Origin of the sequence: Streptomyces sp. CB01881 (assembly GCF_002953255.1) — a bacterium.
GTDB lineage: Bacteria > Actinomycetota > Actinomycetes > Streptomycetales > Streptomycetaceae > Kitasatospora.
In genome coordinates this window covers 8,690,857-8,709,552 of record NZ_CP026498.1, presented here as the reverse complement: position 1 = coordinate 8,709,552, position 18,696 = coordinate 8,690,857, and the positions used below count along the sequence as shown (strand labels likewise).

Annotated in this window: 16 protein-coding genes; all 16 read right to left on the bottom strand. The window is 72.6% G+C overall.

Translation table 11 applies throughout. From position 1 onward, the window contains the following. Positions 1-128: 128 nt before the first annotated feature. A complete protein-coding gene (locus C2142_RS28080) occupies positions 129-1,466 on the bottom strand; it encodes a DivIVA domain-containing protein (RefSeq protein WP_148645521.1) in 1,338 nt (445 codons plus the stop codon). Between the two features lie 59 nt (positions 1,467-1,525). After that, positions 1,526-1,807 (bottom strand): YggT family protein, encoded by a 282-nt coding sequence (locus C2142_RS28075; RefSeq protein WP_148645520.1) that lies wholly within the window; start codon positions 1,805-1,807, stop codon positions 1,526-1,528. A gap of 95 nt (positions 1,808-1,902) precedes the next feature. Next, entirely contained in the window at positions 1,903-2,505 is a 603-nt protein-coding gene (gene sepF / locus C2142_RS28070; RefSeq protein ID WP_148645519.1) for a cell division protein SepF, read from the bottom strand. A gap of 227 nt (positions 2,506-2,732) precedes the next feature. Next, the gene (locus C2142_RS28065; protein WP_148645518.1) at positions 2,733-3,521 is read right to left on the bottom strand and encodes a YggS family pyridoxal phosphate-dependent enzyme; all 789 of its coding nucleotides are present in this window, start codon (positions 3,519-3,521) and stop codon (positions 2,733-2,735) included. After that, complete coding sequence (pgeF, locus tag C2142_RS28060) at positions 3,518-4,252, bottom strand: peptidoglycan editing factor PgeF (RefSeq protein WP_174315759.1); 735 nt, start codon at positions 4,250-4,252, stop codon at positions 3,518-3,520. The genes C2142_RS28065 and pgeF overlap by 4 nt, the downstream gene beginning before the upstream one ends. Next, positions 4,249-5,469 carry a cell division protein FtsZ gene (gene ftsZ / locus C2142_RS28055; protein ID WP_148645517.1) on the bottom strand — a complete coding sequence of 407 codons (1,221 nt, stop codon included), beginning with the start codon at positions 5,467-5,469 and terminating at the stop codon, positions 4,249-4,251. Before ftsZ ends, pgeF begins: the two co-directional genes overlap by 4 nt. A gap of 366 nt (positions 5,470-5,835) precedes the next feature. Then, positions 5,836-6,612 (bottom strand): FtsQ-type POTRA domain-containing protein, encoded by a 777-nt coding sequence (locus C2142_RS28050; RefSeq protein ID WP_148645516.1) that lies wholly within the window; start codon positions 6,610-6,612, stop codon positions 5,836-5,838. Then, on the bottom strand, positions 6,605-7,711 hold the full coding sequence (gene murG / locus C2142_RS28045; RefSeq protein WP_148645515.1) for an undecaprenyldiphospho-muramoylpentapeptide beta-N-acetylglucosaminyltransferase: 1,107 nt from the start codon (positions 7,709-7,711) through the stop codon (positions 6,605-6,607). The genes C2142_RS28050 and murG overlap by 8 nt, the downstream gene beginning before the upstream one ends. 6 nt (positions 7,712-7,717) lie before the next feature. Beyond that, the gene (gene ftsW, locus C2142_RS28040; protein ID WP_148645970.1) at positions 7,718-9,025 is read right to left on the bottom strand and encodes a putative lipid II flippase FtsW; all 1,308 of its coding nucleotides are present in this window, start codon (positions 9,023-9,025) and stop codon (positions 7,718-7,720) included. 141 nt (positions 9,026-9,166) lie between these two features. Then, the gene (gene murD / locus C2142_RS28035) at positions 9,167-10,600 is read right to left on the bottom strand and encodes a UDP-N-acetylmuramoyl-L-alanine--D-glutamate ligase (protein ID WP_148645514.1); all 1,434 of its coding nucleotides are present in this window, start codon (positions 10,598-10,600) and stop codon (positions 9,167-9,169) included. After that, positions 10,597-11,658: a phospho-N-acetylmuramoyl-pentapeptide-transferase gene (gene mraY, locus C2142_RS28030; protein WP_174315758.1), complete on the bottom strand. Its 1,062-nt coding sequence runs from the start codon at positions 11,656-11,658 to the stop codon at positions 10,597-10,599. The genes murD and mraY overlap by 4 nt, the downstream gene beginning before the upstream one ends. Beyond that, positions 11,658-13,061 carry a UDP-N-acetylmuramoyl-tripeptide--D-alanyl-D-alanine ligase gene (gene murF / locus C2142_RS28025; protein WP_148645512.1) on the bottom strand — a complete coding sequence of 468 codons (1,404 nt, stop codon included), beginning with the start codon at positions 13,059-13,061 and terminating at the stop codon, positions 11,658-11,660. Before murF ends, mraY begins: the two co-directional genes overlap by 1 nt. Then, a complete protein-coding gene (locus C2142_RS28020) occupies positions 13,058-14,623 on the bottom strand; it encodes a UDP-N-acetylmuramoyl-L-alanyl-D-glutamate--2,6-diaminopimelate ligase (RefSeq protein ID WP_148645511.1) in 1,566 nt (521 codons plus the stop codon). Before C2142_RS28020 ends, murF begins: the two co-directional genes overlap by 4 nt. A 93-nt stretch (positions 14,624-14,716) precedes the next feature. Next, positions 14,717-17,002 (bottom strand): penicillin-binding protein 2, encoded by a 2,286-nt coding sequence (locus tag C2142_RS28015; protein ID WP_148645510.1) that lies wholly within the window; start codon positions 17,000-17,002, stop codon positions 14,717-14,719. 67 nt (positions 17,003-17,069) lie between these two features. Further along, on the bottom strand, positions 17,070-17,651 hold the full coding sequence (locus C2142_RS28010) for a cell division protein FtsL (protein ID WP_241002820.1): 582 nt from the start codon (positions 17,649-17,651) through the stop codon (positions 17,070-17,072). A 36-nt stretch (positions 17,652-17,687) separates the two neighbouring features. Then, complete coding sequence (gene rsmH, locus C2142_RS28005) at positions 17,688-18,662, bottom strand: 16S rRNA (cytosine(1402)-N(4))-methyltransferase RsmH (protein ID WP_148645509.1); 975 nt, start codon at positions 18,660-18,662, stop codon at positions 17,688-17,690. Positions 18,663-18,696 lie beyond the last annotated feature (34 nt).

The window sequence follows — 18,696 nt, the reverse complement described above, 5'->3', positions numbered from 1 at the left end:
CCGAAGCCGCCGCCACCCCGCCCGGGGTGGCGGCGGCTTCGCCGTTGCGCCGCACGCACGAACGAGGGCGCCCCCACCGTGACCCGGAGGTCACAGAGGGGGCGCCCTCGAAATGCCCGGCTACAACCTCAGTTGTCGCCGTCCTCGTCGATCAGGAACCCGCGCATCGGCGCCGGCGCCTGCTGCATCGGCTGCGGAGGCTGCGGACGGACGGCGGCCATCGGCTGCGTCATCCCGGCCGGCTGCATCTGCGGGGCACCGGAGTTGCCGCCCGACGCCTGCCCGCCGAAGCTCGGCGCACCGGAGTTGCCGCCGAAGGAGCTCTGCCCGCCGAACGACGGCTGGTTGCCACCGAAGGACGGCTGGTTGCCGCCGAAGCTCGGCGCACCGCTGCCCATCGCGGACGCACCGGCCGGAGCCATCGACGACGCGGCCGGCGGCAGCGACGCGGTGGCCGGGATGCGCGGCGGGGCGAGCGAGTCGTCCGCCTGCGACTCCAGCTGGCGCAGCTGGGTCTCCAGGTACGACTTCAGACGCGTGCGGTACTCACGCTCGAACGCCCGCAGGTCCTCGACCTTGCGCTCCAGCGTGGCGCGCGCGGACTCCAGCGAGCCCATCGCGACGCGGTGCTTCTCCTGCGCGTCCCGCTCCAGGGCGTCGGCCTTGGCCCGGGCGTCCCGCTCCAGGCCCTCGGCCCGGCTGCGCGCCTCGCCGACGATCTTGTTGGCCTCGGAACGGGCCTCGGAGATCGCCTGGTCGGCGGTCTGCTGGGCGAGCGCCAGGACGCGGGCGGCGCTGTCGCCACCGGGCCCCTGCTGCTGCTGCATCGGGCCGCCGAGCGGGCCGCCCATCTGCTGCTGCGGGCCGCCCATGGGGCCGCCCATCTGCTGCATCTGCTGCTGGCCCATGCCCTGGCCCATCGGGTTGCCCATCTGCTGCGGACCACCGGGGCCGCCCATGGGCTGGAGCATCTGGCCGCCCATCGGCTGGACCAGCTGCTGCTGGCCGCCCATGGTCTGGTTCATCTGCTGCTGCGGGCCGCCCATCTGCTGCGGACCACCGGGGCCGGCCGGGAGCTGCGGGGCGCCGGACGGCAGGCCGAGGGGCTGGTTGCCCATCTGCTGCTGCGGGCCGCCCATCTGCTGCGGGCCGCCGGGGCCGCCCATCTGCTGCGGGCCGGGGCCCTGCTGCTGCCCGGGGACCGGCGGGCCGGATATGGCGGCCGGCACGGGGGCGCCGGGACGCGAGTCCTGCGGCGGCTCCTTGCGCATGTTGGCCTGGTTCTGCGCGGCGGCACGGGTCGCGGCGGCCAGCTTGGCGCGCAGGTCCTCGTTCTCGCGGAGAAGGCGGGTCAGCTCCGCCTCGACCTCGTCGAGGAAGGCATCGACCTCGTCCTCGTCATAGCCTTCGCGCAGGCGGACGGTCGTGAACTGCTTGTTCCGAACGTCCTCGGGGGTCAATGGCATCTCTTCACCTCAACGTGATCGTCGGCACACCGGCATCCTGTCGCATCGCTCACCTACGACTAGGGCCGCACAAGCGAGATCAGGACATACACAATGATCATCAGTACGAAGAAGGACAGGTCGAGCGCCACGCCCCCGAGACGCAACGGCGGGATGAACCGCCGAAGAAGCTTGAGCGGCGGATCCGTGACAGTGTACGTGGCCTCCAGGACCAGGACCATGGCCTTGCCGGGCCGCCACGAACGCGCGAACTGGAACACCCAGTCCATCACCAGCCGCACAAGCAGGAACACCAGGAAGACGGTCAGCGCATAGTAGAGCACCGCCCACACGATCCCCATCGCGCTTCCCTCTCCCCTGTGATCCCGGCCCTTGGGCCCTGCTGCCTGTCGTTAACTCACTGTCGATCAGATCCACACGTAAAGTCGTGGCCGGGTCAGCTCTGGTTGAAGAACCCACCCTCGGCGATCCGAGCCTTGTCCTCCGCCGTGACATCGACGTTAGCAGGCGACAGCAGGAACACCTTCTGTGTCACGCGCTCGATACTGCCGTGCAGACCGAAGACGAGTCCAGCGGCGAAGTCTACGAGGCGCTTCGCGTCGGTGTCGTCCATCTCGGTCAGATTCATGATCACCGGCGTCCCGCCACGGAACTGTTCCCCGATGGTACGGGCCTCGTTGTAGGTCCGGGGGTGCAGCGTGGTGATGCGGTAGGGCTCTCGTTCGTTCACTACCTTGGGCATGATCACCGGGGCGCTCTTCTCCAGGTTGTGGCGGCGTTCGGGTGTGATGGACGACACTGGGGCCATCCTCGGAGTCTCCTGCCGGATCGGGACCGCGGCCGGTACGGGCTGCGGCGTGATCGAGGAGACCGGGGCGGGCACCGGAGCGGCGGGCCGGGGAATGTCCTCCGTCCGCCCGGCGCGGATCGGCTCGGGGTCCGCGTCGTAGTCGTCGTCGGGGTCGTACCCCTGACCGTCGTACGTCTCGTCCTCCACGAGGCCGAGGTAGACCGCCATCTTGCGCATTGCGCCGGCCATGCTCCTGTCTCCTCCGCTTGTGGTGGACCCGCTCCTCACCGGCGGCCAGGCCGTACGGCCCCGCCTGCGGATTCCGCGGTCCGCCCACGACCGCCCGTCAGACCGACGGCCGGTCAGAAGTCGTGGGTGGGGGCCGCGGAGCTGCGATCCACGGTTGGCTAGCGCTCTGGAAAGCTGCTAGTTTCTGTCCTATTTTGTCCTGCAGTCTGATCTACTACCCGGTGACGTTACCCGAGGGGTGACCGCACTCCGAGTACCGCCGTTCCGACGCGCACATGTGTCGCCCCGGCGGCAACGGCCTGCTCCAGGTCGCCGCTCATTCCTGCGGAGACCATGGTGGCAGCAGGATGGGCCGCCCGTACGGCGGTTGCGATTTCCGCCAGCCGCCCGAACGCCCGGGCCGGGTCTGCGGCGAGCGGTCCGGCGAGCGGGGCGACGGTCATCACACCGTCCAGCCGCAGCCCGGGCGCGTCGGCGATCGCCTCGGCCAGCGCCTCGACCTCCGCCGGACCGACCCCGGCCCGGCCCTCCCCCTCGCCGTGCTCCTTCTCCAGCGCGACCTGCACCAGGCAGCCCAGCTCCGGCCGCCCGGACGCCCCCACCGCCGCGGAGAGCGACCCGACCAGCCGCAGCCGGTCGACCGAGTGCACGTGGTTCGCGTACCGGACCACCGAGCGGACCTTGTTGGTCTGCAGCTGGCCGACGAAGTGCCAGACCAGCGGAAGGTTTCCGCACTGCTCCGCCTTGGGGGCGGCGTCCTGGTCGCGGTTCTCCGCGACGTCGGTGACGCCCAGCGCGGCCAGCAGCGCGGTGTCCTCGGCCGGGTACGTCTTGGTGACGACGACCAGCTTCACCTCGTCACGCGCCCGCCCGGCCGCCGCACAGGCGTCGGAGATCCGCCGCTCGACGACGTCGAGGTTGGTGCCGAGCTGCTCGTACCTGGCCCGCTGGCCCTCCGTCAGGGCGTCGAGGAACTCGGGGCTGCCCGGGAACGGTCCGTAGATGTCGTTCGTCATGAGATGTCAGAGCCCAACCAGACGTAGCTCGCGAGCCGGCCCGTGCGCTGCTCGCGGCGGTAGGAGTAGTGATCGGAAGATTCGAGGGTGCAGACCGATGATCGCACCAACTCGGTGACTCCCGCAGCGGCCAGCTGGGCCGCCACTCCCTCCGGCAGGTCCAGGGCCGGCGTGCCCCAGGACGTCTCGGCGTACGCGGCCGGCACCAGCCCGGCGACCTCGGCGCGCAGTGCGGCCGGCACCTCGTAGCAGCGGCCGCAGACCGCGGGCCCGATCGCGGCGGTGATCCGCCCCGGCTCGGCGCCCAGTCCGACCATGGCCGCGATCACCGCCGGCACCACGCCCGCGGCGAGCCCGGGCCGGCCCGCGTGGGCCGCCCCCGCCACGCCCGCCACCGGGTCGGCCAGCAGGACCGGGGTGCAGTCGGCGGTCAGCACCGCCAGCGCCAGCGGCCGGTCGGTGACCACCGCGTCCACGGCCGGGGCCTCCCCGGCCGGCTGGCGCTCCGTCACCACGGCGACCTCCGCACCGTGGACCTGGTTCATCCAGACCACGTCCGCCGGGTCGAGGCCCAGCCAGCGGGCCGTGATCGCCCGGTTCTCCCGGACGGCGGCCGGGTCGTCCCCCACCGCACCGCCGAGGTTCAGCTCCCCGTACGGCGAAGTGCTCACCCCGCCCCACCGGGTGGTGAAGGCGAAGTGAGCACCGTTGCGGGACGTGCGATCGATCACTTAAGGAAGTCCGGGACGTCGAGCTCCTCGGCGGGGCTCTCCACGAACGGCTGCCGCGCGGGCTGCACCTGCGGCGGCACCGGGGCGGCGGTCGCGGTGGCCGGGGCCTCGGACGGCCGCGGCGCGCCGGCCGTCTCACCCTCCGGGCGGGCCGCCACCGAGCCGATGCTCCCGTACGAGGGCCGGCCCGCCGGACGCTCGGGGGCGGGGGCCGGCGTCGCGGCCGCCTGGCCGGCCTTGACCACCGGGTCGCGGACGATGGCCGGCGGCTGGCCGCCGTCGAAGCCCGCGGCGATCACGGTGACGCGGACCTCGTCGCCGAGCGCGTCGTCGATGACCGCACCGAAGATGATGTTGGCCTCGGGGTGCGCGGCCTCGCTGACCAGCTGGGCGGACTCGTTGATCTCGAACAGGCCGAGGTCGGAGCCACCGGAGATGGAGAGCAGGACACCGCGGGCGCCGTCGATCGAGGCCTCCAGCAGCGGCGAGGAGATCGCCATCACGGCGGCCGCCTTGGCGCGGTCCTCCCCGCGGGCCGAACCGATGCCCATCAGCGCCGAGCCGGCGTCGGACATCACGGACTTGACGTCGGCGAAGTCGAGGTTGATCAGACCCGGGGTGGTGATCAGGTCGGTGATGCCCTGGACGCCCGAGAGCAGCACCTGGTCGGCGGAGCGGAACGCGTCCAGCACGCTGACCTGGCGGTCCGAGATGGACAGCAGCCGGTCGTTGGGGATCACGATCAGGGTGTCGACCTCTTCGCGCAGGCCGGCGATGCCGTCCTCCGCCTGGTTCGCCCGGCGGCGGCCCTCGAAGGTGAACGGGCGGGTGACCACGCCGATGGTCAGCGCGCCGAGCGAGCGGGCGATGTTGGCGACGACCGGCGCGCCGCCCGTGCCGGTACCACCGCCCTCGCCGGCCGTCACGAAGACCATGTCGGCCCCCTTGAGGACCTCCTCGATCTCCTCACGGTGGTCCTCGGCGGCCTTGCGGCCGACCTCGGGGTTGGCGCCGGCGCCGAGGCCCCGGGTGAGTTCACGGCCCACATCGAGCTTGACGTCGGCGTCGCTCATCAGGAGGGCCTGCGCATCGGTGTTGATCGCGATGAACTCGACGCCCTTGAGACCGACCTCGATCATCCGGTTGATGGCGTTGACACCACCGCCGCCGATACCGACGACCTTGATGACTGCGAGGTAGTTCTGCGGTGCTGCCACGTCGAAGGCCTCTCGCCTCGAATTTCCGGGTCGGCCCGGCTCCCGGTGGGGTGCCGTTCCGACGGATGTCGATGGGTAGGGAGCCTGGTTTCTGACTGAATGTCTGAAATGCCGACCGCCGACCCCAACCCTAAACTTGACCTTTAGGGTTAGTCCTGTGCCCCCGTCACATCACCAGGAAGCACAGTCTGGTGACACAGGACACTAGGTGGCCCCGGGCACGTGTTTCAACGAACACGCCGAGCTTCCCTTTTTCTTTTGAGCCTATGTGATCATCAACCGGCTTATGAAACCGGGGTGACCACCAAGGGTCAGGCCGACACGAAACCCGCGTCAACCCCTCCCCCAGACAGAGAACCTACCGGATCATCCGGACACCGCCGGCGCCTCCGGAGCGCTGACATCGAAGTTCGTACCCTTCTGATGCAGCAGCGCCACCAGGACCCGGGCCTTGCGATCGGTCTGCTCCGGACTCCCCCAGCGCACCGTCGCACCCCCGCTGAGCTGCAACTGGATGTCGTCGTAGGAGTGCACCAGCACCGACCCGGCCCGCTGCCGGACCTCGTCGGGCAGGCCGGCGGCCACCGCCACCGCGCCCTGCACCAGCTGCGGCCTGGAGATCACCTGGTCCGCGTCCCGGGCCGGCTGACCGAGCCGCAGCTCCACCACCGGCACCCCCTCGGGGGCGGCCGCCTCGGTGGCGAAGCTCACGCCCCCCGCGTCGACCTGGGTGAACCGGCCGTCCTCCTCCTTGACGGCGGCGACCGGCCTGCGCTGGACGATCTTCACCTGGAGGGTGTGCGGCCAGCCGCGCCAGACCTCGGCCCCGGCCACCCGCGGGATCGCCTTCACCCGCCGCTCGACGCCGGCCAGGTCCACCCGGGCCAGCGGGCCGTCGCCGACCGTGCCGATCGCCGCGCGGACCTGGTCGGCCGTCAGCTTGTCGTCCTGCACGCCCTGCACCGAGACGCTGCGCACGTCCAGCACCGACGAGAGGAACACCAGCCAGGCCAGCCCGCCGAGTACCAGGGCGCCGAGCGCACCCAGCACCACGACGCCCCGCCGGGAGAGCCGGAGCCGGGGAGCGTACTCCCCGGTCTCCAGCTCGTCGTCCAGGGGGTCGGCGAGCCGGCCGTCAGCCACGACGGCGGCCGCCCCGGGCTGCCTCGATCGCCTCGTACACCATGCCGACCAGCAGCTCGTCGGCGTCCCGGCGGCCGAACTCGGCGGCGGACCGGCTCATGTCCCAGAGCTTCTGCGGGTCGGTGAGGACCGGCAGCACGTTCTGCAGCACCCAGTCCGGGGTCAGCTCCGCGTCGTCGACCAGCAGGCCGCCGCCGGCCTTGACCATCGGCTGGGCGTTCAGCCGCTGCTCGCCGTTGCCGATCGGCAGCGGGACGAAGGCGGCGGGCAGGCCGACCGCGGCCAGCTCGGCCACCGTCATGGCGCCGGCCCGGCAGAGCATCAGGTCGGCGGCGGCGTACGCGAGGTCCATCCGGTCGACGTACGGCACCGGGCGGTACGGCGGCATCCCGGGGATGTCGTCCACCTGCGGCAGCTCGTTCTTCGGGCCGACCGCGTGCAGGATCTGCACGCCGTACTGCTGGAGCCGCGGCGCGATCGCGGTGACGGTCTCGTTGAGGCGGCGGGCGCCCTGCGAACCGCCGGAGACCAGCAGGGTGGGCAGCCGCTGGTCGAGGCCGAAGTAGTGCCGGGCCTCCGGGCGGGCCGCGTTACGGTCCAGCGTGGCGATGGTCCGGCGCAGCGGGATGCCGATGTACCGGGAGTCGCGCAGCTTGCTGTCCGGCGTGGAGACGGCGACGAAGTCGCTGTACCGGGCGCCGATCTTGTTGGCCAGGCCGGGCCGGGCGTTGGCCTCGTGCACCACGATCGGCACACCGGCCCGCTTGGCGGCCAGGTAGGCCGGCATCGCGACGTAGCCGCCGAAGCCGACCACCACGTCCGCGTTGACCCGCTCGATGATCTCCTGGGCGGCCCGGACGGTGCCGCGCAGCCGGCCCGGGACGGTGATCAGCTCGGGGGTGGGCTTGCGCGGCAGCGGGACGGCCGGGATCAGCTCCAGCTGGTAGCCGCGCTCGGGTACCAGCCGGGTCTCCAGGCCGCGTTCGGTGCCCAGGGCGGTGATCCCGATGGACGGGTCGTGCCTGCGGAGGGCGTCCGCGAGGGCGAGGGCCGGCTCGATGTGACCGGCGGTCCCCCCGCCGGCGAGTACGACATGCACCGAAATTCACCGCTCCCTGCGCGCCGGCACCGGGGCCGGGCGCGCTGTGGTTCGTCGTCGTGGCAGCACCCGGGCCAGTCGTCTCCTGATCCGGGAGTTCTTGCTCCGGGCGGCCAGGGCCGCCTTCGCGCCCGAGGTGCTGCGTGCGAGGCAGAGCAGCACACCGATCGCGGACATGGCCGACAGCATGGCGGAACCGCCGTAGGAGAACAGCGGGAGCGGGACGCCCGCGATGGGCAGCAGTCCCAGCGCCGACCCGAGGTTGATCACGGCCTGCGCCATGATCCACGTGGTGGCGGCTCCCGCGGCGTACCTGACGAAGGGGTCCTTCGTACCGATGGCCACACGGATACCCGCGTAGCCTAGTGCCGCAAAGAGACCGATCACCGACAGCGTCCCCACCAGGCCCAGTTCCTCGCCCGTCGCGGCGAAGATGAAGTCGGTGTGCGCCTCCGGGAGCTGGCCCCATTTCTCGACGCCGGCGCCGAGTCCGGAGCCGAAGAGACCGCCGAGCCCGAACGAATAGACCCCGTGCAGGGCCTGGAAACAGGCGCCGGCCGGGTCGAGCTTGGTGACGCCGATGCAGGAGAGCCGTTCGGCCCGGTGCGGGACGGTCACCACCAGGGCGGTGCACACCACGACGGCGACGCCGAGGGTGGCCACGAACAGCCGCAGCGGGGCGCCGACCATCCAGAGCAGGCCGAACAGCATGGCCACCAGGATCATCGAGGTGCCCATGTCACCGCCGAGCATGATCATCGCGAGCAGCAGCAGGGCGCCGGGCACCAGCGGCACGAGCAGGTGCTTCCACTGGTCGAGGGTGCCGTTGCGCTGCTTGCGGGCGAGCAGGTCGGCGCCCCAGAGCACCAGCGCGAGTTTGGCGAACTCGGACGGCTGGAACTGGAAGAAGCCCAGGTCCAGCCAGTTCCGGTTGCCGTTGACCTCCACCCCGACGCCGGGGATGGCGACCAGCGCCAGCGCGCCGATCACCCCGAGCATCACCGGGTAGACGATCACCCGCAGCACCGCGACCGGGACGGACGCGAAGCCGATCAGCAGGACGAGGCCGAGCATGGCCGCGACCAGCTGTTTGAGGAAGTAGAACTGTGCCGAGCGGTGCTGGCCCAGGGCGAGGATCTGCGAGGCGGAGAAGACCATCAGCAGGCCGAGCACCACCAGCAGCAGCGTCGAGCCGATGATCAGCAGATAGGGCGTCAGCGGCCGGTCCAGCGTGTACCGCAAACGGGCCCGGAAGGCCTGCACACGGGCCACCGGCCCGGCCGACTTGTAGGCGGTCGTGGTGGCCGAGATCACCCGCCAGGGATCGGCCGGGCCCTTCTCCGGCGCACCGGTACCGCCCGCCCTGCCCTGCCCCGCCACCACGCCCTGCTCTCCTCCGTCTTCGCCCCGCCCGCCTCCCGGCCGCGGCCCCGGGGTCCGCTCGGCCGGGGGCCGTCAGCTGCCCGCCAGCCCCCGGACCGCCGCCGCGAAGAGGTCGCCGCGCTCGCCGTAGTTGGTGAACATGTCCATCGAGGCGCAGGCCGGGGCCAGCAGCACCGTGTCACCCGATTGGGCGAGCGACGCGGCCGCGCGGACCACCTCCGTCATCGCCACCGCGCCAGTCTGGCCCTCGGCGGCCTCGATGACCGGGACATCCGGCGCGTGTCGCGCCAGGGCCTCCCGGACCAGCGCGCGGTCCTCGCCGATCAGCACCGCGCCGCGCAGCCGCTCGGCCGCGCCCTGGACGAGGTCGTCGAAGGTGGCGCCCTTGGCCAGGCCGCCGGCGATCCAGACGATCGGCCGGTACGCGGCCAGCGAGGCCGCCGCGGCGTGCGTGTTGGTGGCCTTGGAGTCGTCGATGTACGTGACGCCGTCGACCACGCCGACCTCGGCGATCCGGTGGGCGTCCGGACGGAAGGCCCGCAGGCCCTCGCGGACGGCCTTGGGGTCGACCCCGTACGCCCGGGCGAGGGCGGCGGCGGCGAGCGCGTTGGCGATGTTGTGCGGCGCCGGCGGGTTGACGTCCTCGACGGAGCCCAGCTCGGCGGCGCTCTTGGCCCGGTCCGCCACGAAGGCGCGGTCCACCAGCAGGCCGTCGACCACGCCGAAGTTCGACAGGCCGGGCGCCCCGAGGCCGAAGCCGACCGCCCGGCACCCCTCCTCGACATCGGCCTCGCGGACCAGCGCCTCGGTGGCCGGGTCGGCCAGGTTGTAGACGCAGGCGACGACGTTGCCCTCGTAGATCCGGCCCTTGTCGGCGGCGTACGCCTCCATCGAGCCGTGCCAGTCCAGGTGGTCCGGCGCCAGGTTGAGGACGGCCGCCGAGTACGGGCGCAGCGAGGGCGCCCAGTGCAGCTGGTAGCTGGAGAGTTCGACCGCGAGCACGTCGTACGGCTCGTCGGCGAGCACCGCGTCCAGCACCGAGACCCCGACGTTGCCGACGGCGGCGGTGCGCCGGCCGGCGGCGGTGAGGATCGAGGCGAGCATCTGGACGGTGGTGGTCTTGCCGTTGGTGCCGGTGACGGCCAGCCAGGGGGCGGGTTCGCCGGTGGCCGGCAGCGGCCTGCGCAGCCGCCAGGCGAGTTCGACGTCACCCCAGACCTCGATGCCGGCCGCGTCGGCGGCGGCGAACAGCGGGCTGCTGGGCGGCCAGCCGGGCGAGGTGACGATCAGCCGGGTGCCCTCGGGCAGGCTGTCGCCGTCGCCGAGGCGCACGGTGATGCCCTGGGCCGTCAGCTCGGCGGCGCGGGCCTTCAGGCCCTCGCTCGAACCGCCGTCCACGACGGTGACGTGGGCACCGAGGCCGTGCAGCACGCGGGCGGCGCTGATCCCGGAGACGCCGAGGCCGGCGACGGTGACCGGCAGTGCGGCCCAGTCGGGGTTGGTCATCCGGTCACCCATCCCGCGTAGAAGAGGCCGAGGCCGACGGCCACGCAGAGGCCCTGGATGATCCAGAAGCGGACCACGATCAGGACCTCGGTCCAGCCCTTGAGTTCGAAGTGGTGCTGGAGCGGGGCCATCTTGAAGACGCGCTTGCCGGTCATCCGGAAGGAGCCGACCTGGATGATCACCGAGAGGGTGATGATCACGTAGAGGCCGCCGAGCAGCGCGAGCAGCAGCTCGGTGCGGGAGCAGATCGCCAGGCCGGCCAGGGCGCCGCCGAGGGCGAGCGAGCCGGTGTCACCCATGAAGATCTTGGCGGGCGAGGTGTTCCACCAGAGGAAGCCGAAGCAGGAGCCCATCAGGGCGGCGGCGACCACCGCGAGGTCCAGCGGGTCGCGCACGTCGTAGCAGTTGGCGGTGGCCGAGATGGCGTAGGCGCAGCTCTGGCCGTACTCCCAGACGCCGATGAAGGTGTAGGCGCCGAAGACCATCACCGAGGCGCCGGTCGCCAGACCGTCCAGACCGTCCGTCAGGTTCACGCCGTTCGACATCGCGGCGATCATGAAGTAGGCGAAGATCACGAACAGCACCGGCCCGATGGACCACTTGAAGTCCCGGACGAACGACAGGTGCTGGGAGGCCGGGGTGAGACCGCGGTCGTCGGCGAACTGCATCGCCAGCCCCGCGAAGACGAGGGCGACGGCGGACTGGCCGACGAGCTTGGCCTTCGCCCGCAGGCCGAGCGAGCGGCGCTTGACGACCTTGATGTAGTCGTCGAGGAAGCCGACCAGGCCCAGACCCACCGTCAGGAAGAGCACCAGCAGCCCGGAGGCGGTCGGGGTCTCGCCCGTTATCGCCTTGGTGGCGAAGTAGGCGATGACCGTCGCCAGGATGAAGGCGATGCCGCCCATGGTGGGCGTGCCCTTCTTGCTGTGGTGCGCCTTGGGGCCGTCGTCGCGGATGTACTGGCCGTAGCCGCGCTTGGCGAGCAGCTTGATCAGGGCCGGGGTGCCGAGCAACGACAGGACCAGGCCGATCATGCCGGAGAAGAGGATCTGCTTCATCAGGCGGCCGCACCGTCCGCGAGCAGCGCCTCGGCAACCTTCTCCAGCCCCACCGAGCGGGAGGCCTTCACCAGGACCACATCCCCCGGCAGCAGCTGACTGCGCAGCAGCTCGACCGCCGCGTCCGCGTCGGACACCAGCACCGACTCCTCACCCCACGAACCTTCGTTCCTCGCGCCCAGTTCCATGCAGGCCGCCTCGCGACCGCCGACCGCCACCAGCTTGGTGACGTCCAGCCGTACCGCGAGCCGCCCGATGGCGTCGTGCTCGGCCAGGCTCTCCTCGCCGAGCTCCCGCATCTCGCCGAGCACCGCCCAGGTCCGGCGGCGCTCCGGGCCGCGGCCCCCCATCGAGACCAGCGCCCGCAGCGCGGCCCGCATCGAGTCGGGGTTCGCGTTGTAGGCGTCGTTGACGACGGTGACACCATCGGCCCGGTCGACGACCTCCATGCGCCAGCGGGACAGCGCACCCGCCTCGCTCAGTGCTTCGGCGGTGTCGTCGACGGACATCCCGAGCTCCACCGCCACCGCAGCGGCGGCGAGGGCGTTCGAGACGTGGTGCTCACCGTACAGGCGCAGGTTCACCGGTGCGGAACCGGCTGGGGTGGTCAGCGTGAACGATGGCCGTCCGGTGGAGTCCAGGCGAACATCCTGTGCCCGGACGTGGGCCTCCTTCGACTCCCCGAAGAGGACCACCCTCGCCTTCGTCCGGGAGGCCATCGCGCGCACCAGCGGGTCGTCGGCGTTGAGGATCGCCGCACCGTCCGCCGGCAGCGACTCGACCAGCTCGCCCTTGGCCTCGGCGATCGCCTCCTTCGAGCCGAACTCGCCGACGTGCGCGGTGCCGACGTTCAGCACCAGGCCGATCCGGGGCGGGGTGATCGAGGTGAGGTACTCGATGTCGCCCTTGTGCCGGGCGCCCATCTCCATCACCAGGTGCCGGGTGCCGGCCTCGACCCGCAGCGCGGTCATCGGGTGGCCGATCTCGTTGTTGAGCGACCCGGGCGGGTAGACGGTCTCGCCGCGGCGCTGGAGCAGCTGGGCGATCAGGTCCTTGGTGCTGGTCTTGCCGGCCGAGCCGGTCAGCGCGACCACGGTGGTGGCCTCGGCCCGGGCGACCACGGCGCGGGCCAGCTTGCCGAGCGCGTCCACCACGCTGTCGACCAGGACGGCGGGAACGCCGACCGGGCGGGAGGCGAGCACCGCGACGGCGCCCGCCGCGACCGCGGTGGTCGCGTACTCGTGGCCGTCCACGTGCTCGCCGACGAAGGCCGCGAAGAGGCCGCCGGGGCGCACCTTCCGCGAGTCGACCTCGACCGGACCGGTCACCTGGGTGCCGGGGTCGGCGCCGTCCAGGGTGCCCCCGACTGCTGCGGCCACCTCGGCGAGGGTCAGTGCGATCACTGCTGCTCTACTCCTCGGTCGCCCCGGGCGGCCGTGGTCTGCGTGATGGATTCGCGCAGCACCTCCCGGTCGTCGAAGGGGCGGATCTCGTCTCGTACGTACTGGCCGAGCTCGTGGCCCTTGCCGGCCACCAGCACGGTGTCCCCGGCCTGGGCGCGCGCCACCGCGAGGTGGATCGCCTCGGCACGGTCGGGCACCACCAGGACGGCGCCGCGCTCGGACTCCGGCACCGAGGCGGCGCCGGTCAGCATGGTGGCGAGGATCGCCAGCGGGTCCTCGCTGCGCGGGTTGTCGCTCGTCAGCAGGGCGGTGTCGGCCAGGCGGGCGGCGATGGCGCCCATCGGGGCGCGCTTGTGCGGGTCGCGGTCCCCGCCGCAGCCGACCACCACGTGCAGCCGGCCCTTGGTGACCTCGCGCAGCGAGCCGAGGACGGCCTCCAGGGCGTCCGGCTTGTGGGCGTAGTCGACCACCGCGACGTACGGCTGCCCGGCGTCGACCCGCTCCAGCCGGCCCGGCACACCGGGCACCGCGGCGATCCCGGCGACGGCCTGCTCCAACGGCAGCCCGGCGGTGACCAGCAGGGTGATCGCGGCCAGCGCGTTGGCCACGTTGAACGGGCCGGGCAGCGGGACGGCCGCGTCGGCCTCGGCGCCGTCGGGCCCGAGCACCCGGAAGGTCGAGCCGACCGGGCCGAGCTGGACGTCGACCGCCCGCCAGTCGGCCTCGGGCGCGCCGGTGGCGGAGAAGGAGGTGATCGGGATCTCTGCCTCGGCGACCAGCCGGCGCCCGTACTGGTCGTCCAGGTTGGCCACCCCGAGGCGGGACTTGCCGGGCTGGAAGAGCCGGGCCTTCGCCTGGAAGTAGTCCTCCATGTCCGGGTGGAAGTCGAGGTGCTCGGGGGTGAGGTTGTTGAACAGCGCCACGTCGTAGACCACGCCGTCGGTGCGGCCGAAGACCAGCGCGTGGCTGGAGACCTCCATGGTCACCGCGTCCGCGCCGGCCTCGCCCATCACGGCGAGGATCGCGTGCAGGTCGGTGGCCTCGGGGGTGGTCCGCTCGCTCTTGATCCGCTCGCTGCCGACCCGCATCTCGACGGTGCCGATCACGCCGGGGTTGCGCCCGGCGCCGCGCAGGCCGCCCTCGACCAGGTAGGAGGTGGTGGTCTTGCCGTTGGTCCCGGTCAGCCCGATCATCAGCAGCCGCTCGGAGGGCCGGCCGTAGACGGCGGCGGCCAGCTCGCCCATCCGGGCCCGCGGCCGGTCGACCACCAGCAGCGGCAGGCCGGTGCCGGCCGCCAGCTCGGCGCCGGCCGGGTCGGTGAGCATCGCCACCGCGCCCGCCGCGGCGGCCTGGGCTGCGAAGGCCGCGCCGTGGTGGTTGGCGCCCGGGAAGGCCACGTACACATCGCCCGGGCGCACCGCGCGGGAGTCGTGGGTGACACCGGTGACCGGTCCCCCCTCGACCGGCGCGAGGCCGAGCAGACGGGCCAGCCCGGCGAGCGGCTGGGCCTGGGCCCGGGCGGGGCGGGGCGGAGTCACGGTGGTTTGATCGGGTTTCGGCACGGCGGGAAGGCTATCCGCCGAAGGGTGCCCAGGGCCAAACCGGGCCCGTGCCGTGCCGTCGTCCCGCCCGGCCTGCTGGTTGCTCATGGTCGATCACGGCTTCCAGTCGACGGGCAGGTTGGGTGCCTCGCTGCCGCTCGGCGGGACCTGCAGGGTCTTCAGGGTGAACTCCATCACCTGTTTGAACACCGGACCGCAGAGCTGGCCGCCGAAGTGGCCGTTGACCGGTTTCTGGATCACGCAGGAGACGGTGACCCGGGGTGCGTCGGCGGGCGCGAACCCGATGAAGGACGCGGTGTAGCCGTCGTAGCCCTTTCCGTTCGCCGCCGCCCGGTTGGCGGTACCGGTCTTGCCGGCCACCCGGTAGCCGGGGACCGCGGCCTTGCCGCCGGTGCCCTGCTCGTCGGTGACCACCGACTCCAGCATCTCGGTGAGGGTCTTGGCCGTCTGCTCGCTGACCACCCGGGTCTGTGCTCCGGGTGCGGCCGGGGTGTACTTGCCGTCCGGCGAGGTGGTGCCCTGGACGACGCTCGGCGCCACCCGGACGCCCCCGTTGGCGATGGTGGAGTAGACCGAGGTGGCTTGCAGGGCGTTGAGGGTCATCGGGCCCTGGCCGAAGGTGATGTTGTACTTCTCCGAGGCCACCAGGTCCTCCGGCTTCTTCAGCTTCCCGGCGGTCTCGCCGGGGAAGCCGAGGCCCGAGGGCTGGGCGACACCGAACTTGTGCAGGTAGCCGTCGAGCACCCGGTTGGCCTCCGGCTGGTCGGCGCCGAGCGTCTCGAAGGCCTCGATGGTGCCGATGTTGGAGGACTTGGCGAGCACCCCGGCGAGGGTCAGGTACCAGGTGTCGTGGTCGACGTCGTCCTGGAAGTTGACGTCCGCGCGCTGGAGCCGGCCCGGCACCGTCACCTTGGTGTCCCAGGTGGCCTTGCCGGTGTCCAGCACGGCGGCCATGGTCATCAGCTTGGCGGTGGAGCCGGGCTCGTAGGCGTCCTGCAGGGCCGGGTTCCCGAGCTGGGAGGACTTGGCCGTGCTCAGGTCGTTGGGGTTGAAGCCGGGCGAGGTGGCCATCGCCAGCACCTGGCCCGTCTTCACGTCCTGGACGACGACGTAGCCCTTCTCCGCCCCGGCGTTGGCGACCTGGTCGGTGATGGCGCGCTGGGCGGCCCACTGGATGTCCCGGTTGATGGTCAGCCGCAGGTCGGTGCCGGGCACGGCCGGGTCCAGCGAGCCCCCGGCGGTGGGCACCAGCCGGCCGCCGGACTGGGCGTAGCTGCTGTGGCCCTCCTTGCCGGTCAGCACCTTCTGGTACTGCGACTCCAGGCCGCCGGCGCCCTCACCCTCGGCGTTGACGAAGCCGACGAGGTTGGCGGCCAGCCCGTCCGAGGGGTAGACCCGCTTCTGGGTGTCCCGGTTGAAGACCCCGGCCAGCGGGTTGAAGCACTCGTTGTCCAGCCTGGTCCGCCCGCCCTCGTCCACGGGCTTGTTCAGCAGGCGCCGCTGGGCCACGCAGGACCGGGAGTTGGCCTGCTTCTCCAGGGTCGACTTGAGGTCGCCGATCTGGTTCTTGACGTCCGGGGTCTGCTGGGCGGCGAGCCGCTTGTAGCGGCTCTTGGGGGTGTGCAGGTCGGCGGCGATCCTCTCCTTGGGCAGGCCGAGGATCGGTGCGAGCAGCGCGGCCGCCTGCTCGGGCGCGTCCGGGATGCCGGCCGCGCCCGGGGTGAACATCGCCGGGTCGGCGGTGATGTCGTACGCGTCGACGGTGGTGGCCAGGGCCACGCCGTCGGCGGACGTTATCGAGCCGCGTTCGGCGGTGATCGGGATGTCCAGGTAGCGGTTGGTGTTGGCGTCGGCGGCCAGCGCGTCGGAGTCCAGCAGCTGGAGCTGGACCAGGCGGCCGGCGAAGACCGAGAACACCAGGGAGAGCGCCACGGTGACCACCCGGAGCCGGCGACGCTGATCGGCCAGCCGGATCGCCTTGGACTGCGGGCGCTGCGGGGGGCGGGATTTCGGGCGCGGCCGGCCGGACGCCTGGCCGTGGACCGGCGGGCGGGCGGCCGGGCGGCGCTGCTGCGGCGTCCGGGGGGCCTCGCCCTGCCGGCTGCGGGCCGCCCGGCCGGTGGACGGCTGCTTCGGGGGCTGGGCCTTCGCGGGCTGGGCCTTCGCCGCCGGTGCCTTCCCCGGCTGGGCCTTGGGCGGCTGCTGCGAGCGCGCGGGCTGCGGCTTGGCGGGCTGCTGCGAGCGCGCCGGCTGCTGCCTGCCGGGCTGCGCCTTGCCGGACTGGCCGCGCGCGGCCTGGCGCGGCGCGGCGCCCTTGGCGGCGGGCCTGGGGCGGCCGGTGCCGCCGCCTCCGCCTGACGGCTGTCGTGGCGTGCTCATGCCCCCACCTCGCTGCGCCCGGCGGGCGCGTCGCACGCCCCCTGCCCGGTCCGCTCGTTCCGTTGGCTCATCGGCCCGCACCCCCGGTCGCGGTCGGCGTCGGCCGCGGCGCGGGGACGGCGGGGTTGATCTGGACGGTGGTGTCGCCGCCGGCCGCGGGGGCCGTGGGCGCGGCGGCGCTCGGCTGGGCGCTCGGCGAGGGCTGCGGCTTCCCCGGCCACGGCTCCGCGGTGGACCGTTTCACCGGCTGGCCGTCCTGCGCCGGAGCGGGCGTGCCGAGCACCTTGCCCCCGTTCGGGACGTCCAGGAAGGCCATCCCGCCGGCCGGCACCATGCCCAGCTCGGCGGCCCGGCGCGCCAGCGCGTCCGGCGCGGAGTTCTGGTCGATCTGGTGCTGGAGGCCCTGCTGCTCGTCGGTGAACACGGTGGTCTGCCGCTGGAGCCTGGAGAGTTCGAAGGAGCCCTCGTTGAGCGCGGTGTTCAGCGCCAGCAGGCCGAGCAGCCCGGCCGCGAGCAGGACCACCACCAGGACCGCGAACGGCGTCCGCCCCCGTACCGGGCGCCGCCCGGGGCGGACCGTGATCCGCGCCCTGCCGCCCTGCCCGGGGAGCACCGCGCTCCCCGCCCCGCCTCCGGCCACCGGCCCCACGCTGTCTCCTCCGCCCTTCGGACCGCCCCGGCCTGGTCAGCCCCGGGTGCTTCGGTCCCTGATCCTCTCCGCCACCCGCAGCCGCACGGGCGCGGCGCGCCGGTTCTCCTCGATCTCCGCCTCGGTGGCCAGCTCGGCACCGCGGGTGATCAGCTTCAGCCAGGGCTGGTGCTCCTCGGGGACGAACGGCAGCCCCGGCGGGGCGGTGCTGGTCGCCCCGGCGGCGAGGTACTGCTTGACCAGGCGGTCCTCCAGCGACTGGTAGGACATCACGACGATCCGACCGCCCAGCGCCAGGGCGTCCAGTGCGCCCGGGATCGCCCGGTCCAGGACCTCCAGCTCGCCGTTGACCTCGATCCGCAGCGCCTGGAAGGTGCGCTTGGCCGGGTTCCCGCCGGTGCGGCGGGTGGCGGCCGGGATGGCGTTGCGCACCAACTCGACCAGACGCGCACTGGTGGTGAACGGTTCCTTCTCGCGCTCGCGCACGATCACCGAGGCGATCTTCCCGGCGAACCGCTCCTCGCCGTAGACCTTGAGGATCCGGGCCAGCTGGCCGTGGGTGTAGGTGTTCAGCACCTCGGCCGCGCTCAGGCCCCGGGTCTGGTCCATCCGCATGTCGAGCGGGGCGTCCTGGGAGTAGGCGAAGCCGCGCTCGGCCTCGTCCAGCTGCATCGAGGAGACGCCGAGGTCGAACAGGACGCCCTGCACCTCGGGGATGCCGAGGCGCTCCAGCACCTCGGGGATCTCGTCGTAGACGGCGTGCACCAGGGTCGCCCGGTCGCCGAACCGGGCGAGCCGCTCACCGGAGAGCTTCAGCGCCGCCGGGTCGCGGTCCACCGCGACCAGCCGGACCTCCGGGAACTGGGTCAGCAGGGCCTCGCTGTGCCCGCCGAGGCCGAGGGTGGCGTCCACCACCACGGCCCCCGGCTGCGAGATGGCCGGGGCCAGCGCGTCCATGCACCGCTGCAGCATCACGGGGACGTGCTTGGGGGCCGGATCATTGGTGGTCATGCGCGGTGGCGCCCTTCCTCGGTGCGGAGCAGCC

Bases quoted from the DNA above. Each gene is read 5' to 3' on its own strand.
- sepF (WP_148645519.1), bottom strand. From the start codon at position 2,505: ATGGCCGGCGCAATGCGCAAGATGGCGGTCTACCTCGGCCTCGTGGAG.
- C2142_RS28080 (WP_148645521.1), bottom strand. From the start codon at position 1,466: ATGCCATTGACCCCCGAGGACGTTCGGAACAAGCAGTTCACGACCGTC.
- murD (WP_148645514.1), bottom strand. From the start codon at position 10,600: ATGACCAACCCCGACTGGGCCGCACTGCCGGTCACCGTCGCCGGCCTC.
- C2142_RS28075 (WP_148645520.1), bottom strand. From the start codon at position 1,807: ATGGGGATCGTGTGGGCGGTGCTCTACTATGCGCTGACCGTCTTCCTG.
- C2142_RS28015 (WP_148645510.1), bottom strand. From the start codon at position 17,002: ATGAGCACGCCACGACAGCCGTCAGGCGGAGGCGGCGGCACCGGCCGC.
- rsmH (WP_148645509.1), bottom strand. From the start codon at position 18,662: ATGACCACCAATGATCCGGCCCCCAAGCACGTCCCCGTGATGCTGCAG.
- C2142_RS28065 (WP_148645518.1), bottom strand. From the start codon at position 3,521: ATGACGAACGACATCTACGGACCGTTCCCGGGCAGCCCCGAGTTCCTC.
- mraY (WP_174315758.1), bottom strand. From the start codon at position 11,658: ATGAAGCAGATCCTCTTCTCCGGCATGATCGGCCTGGTCCTGTCGTTG.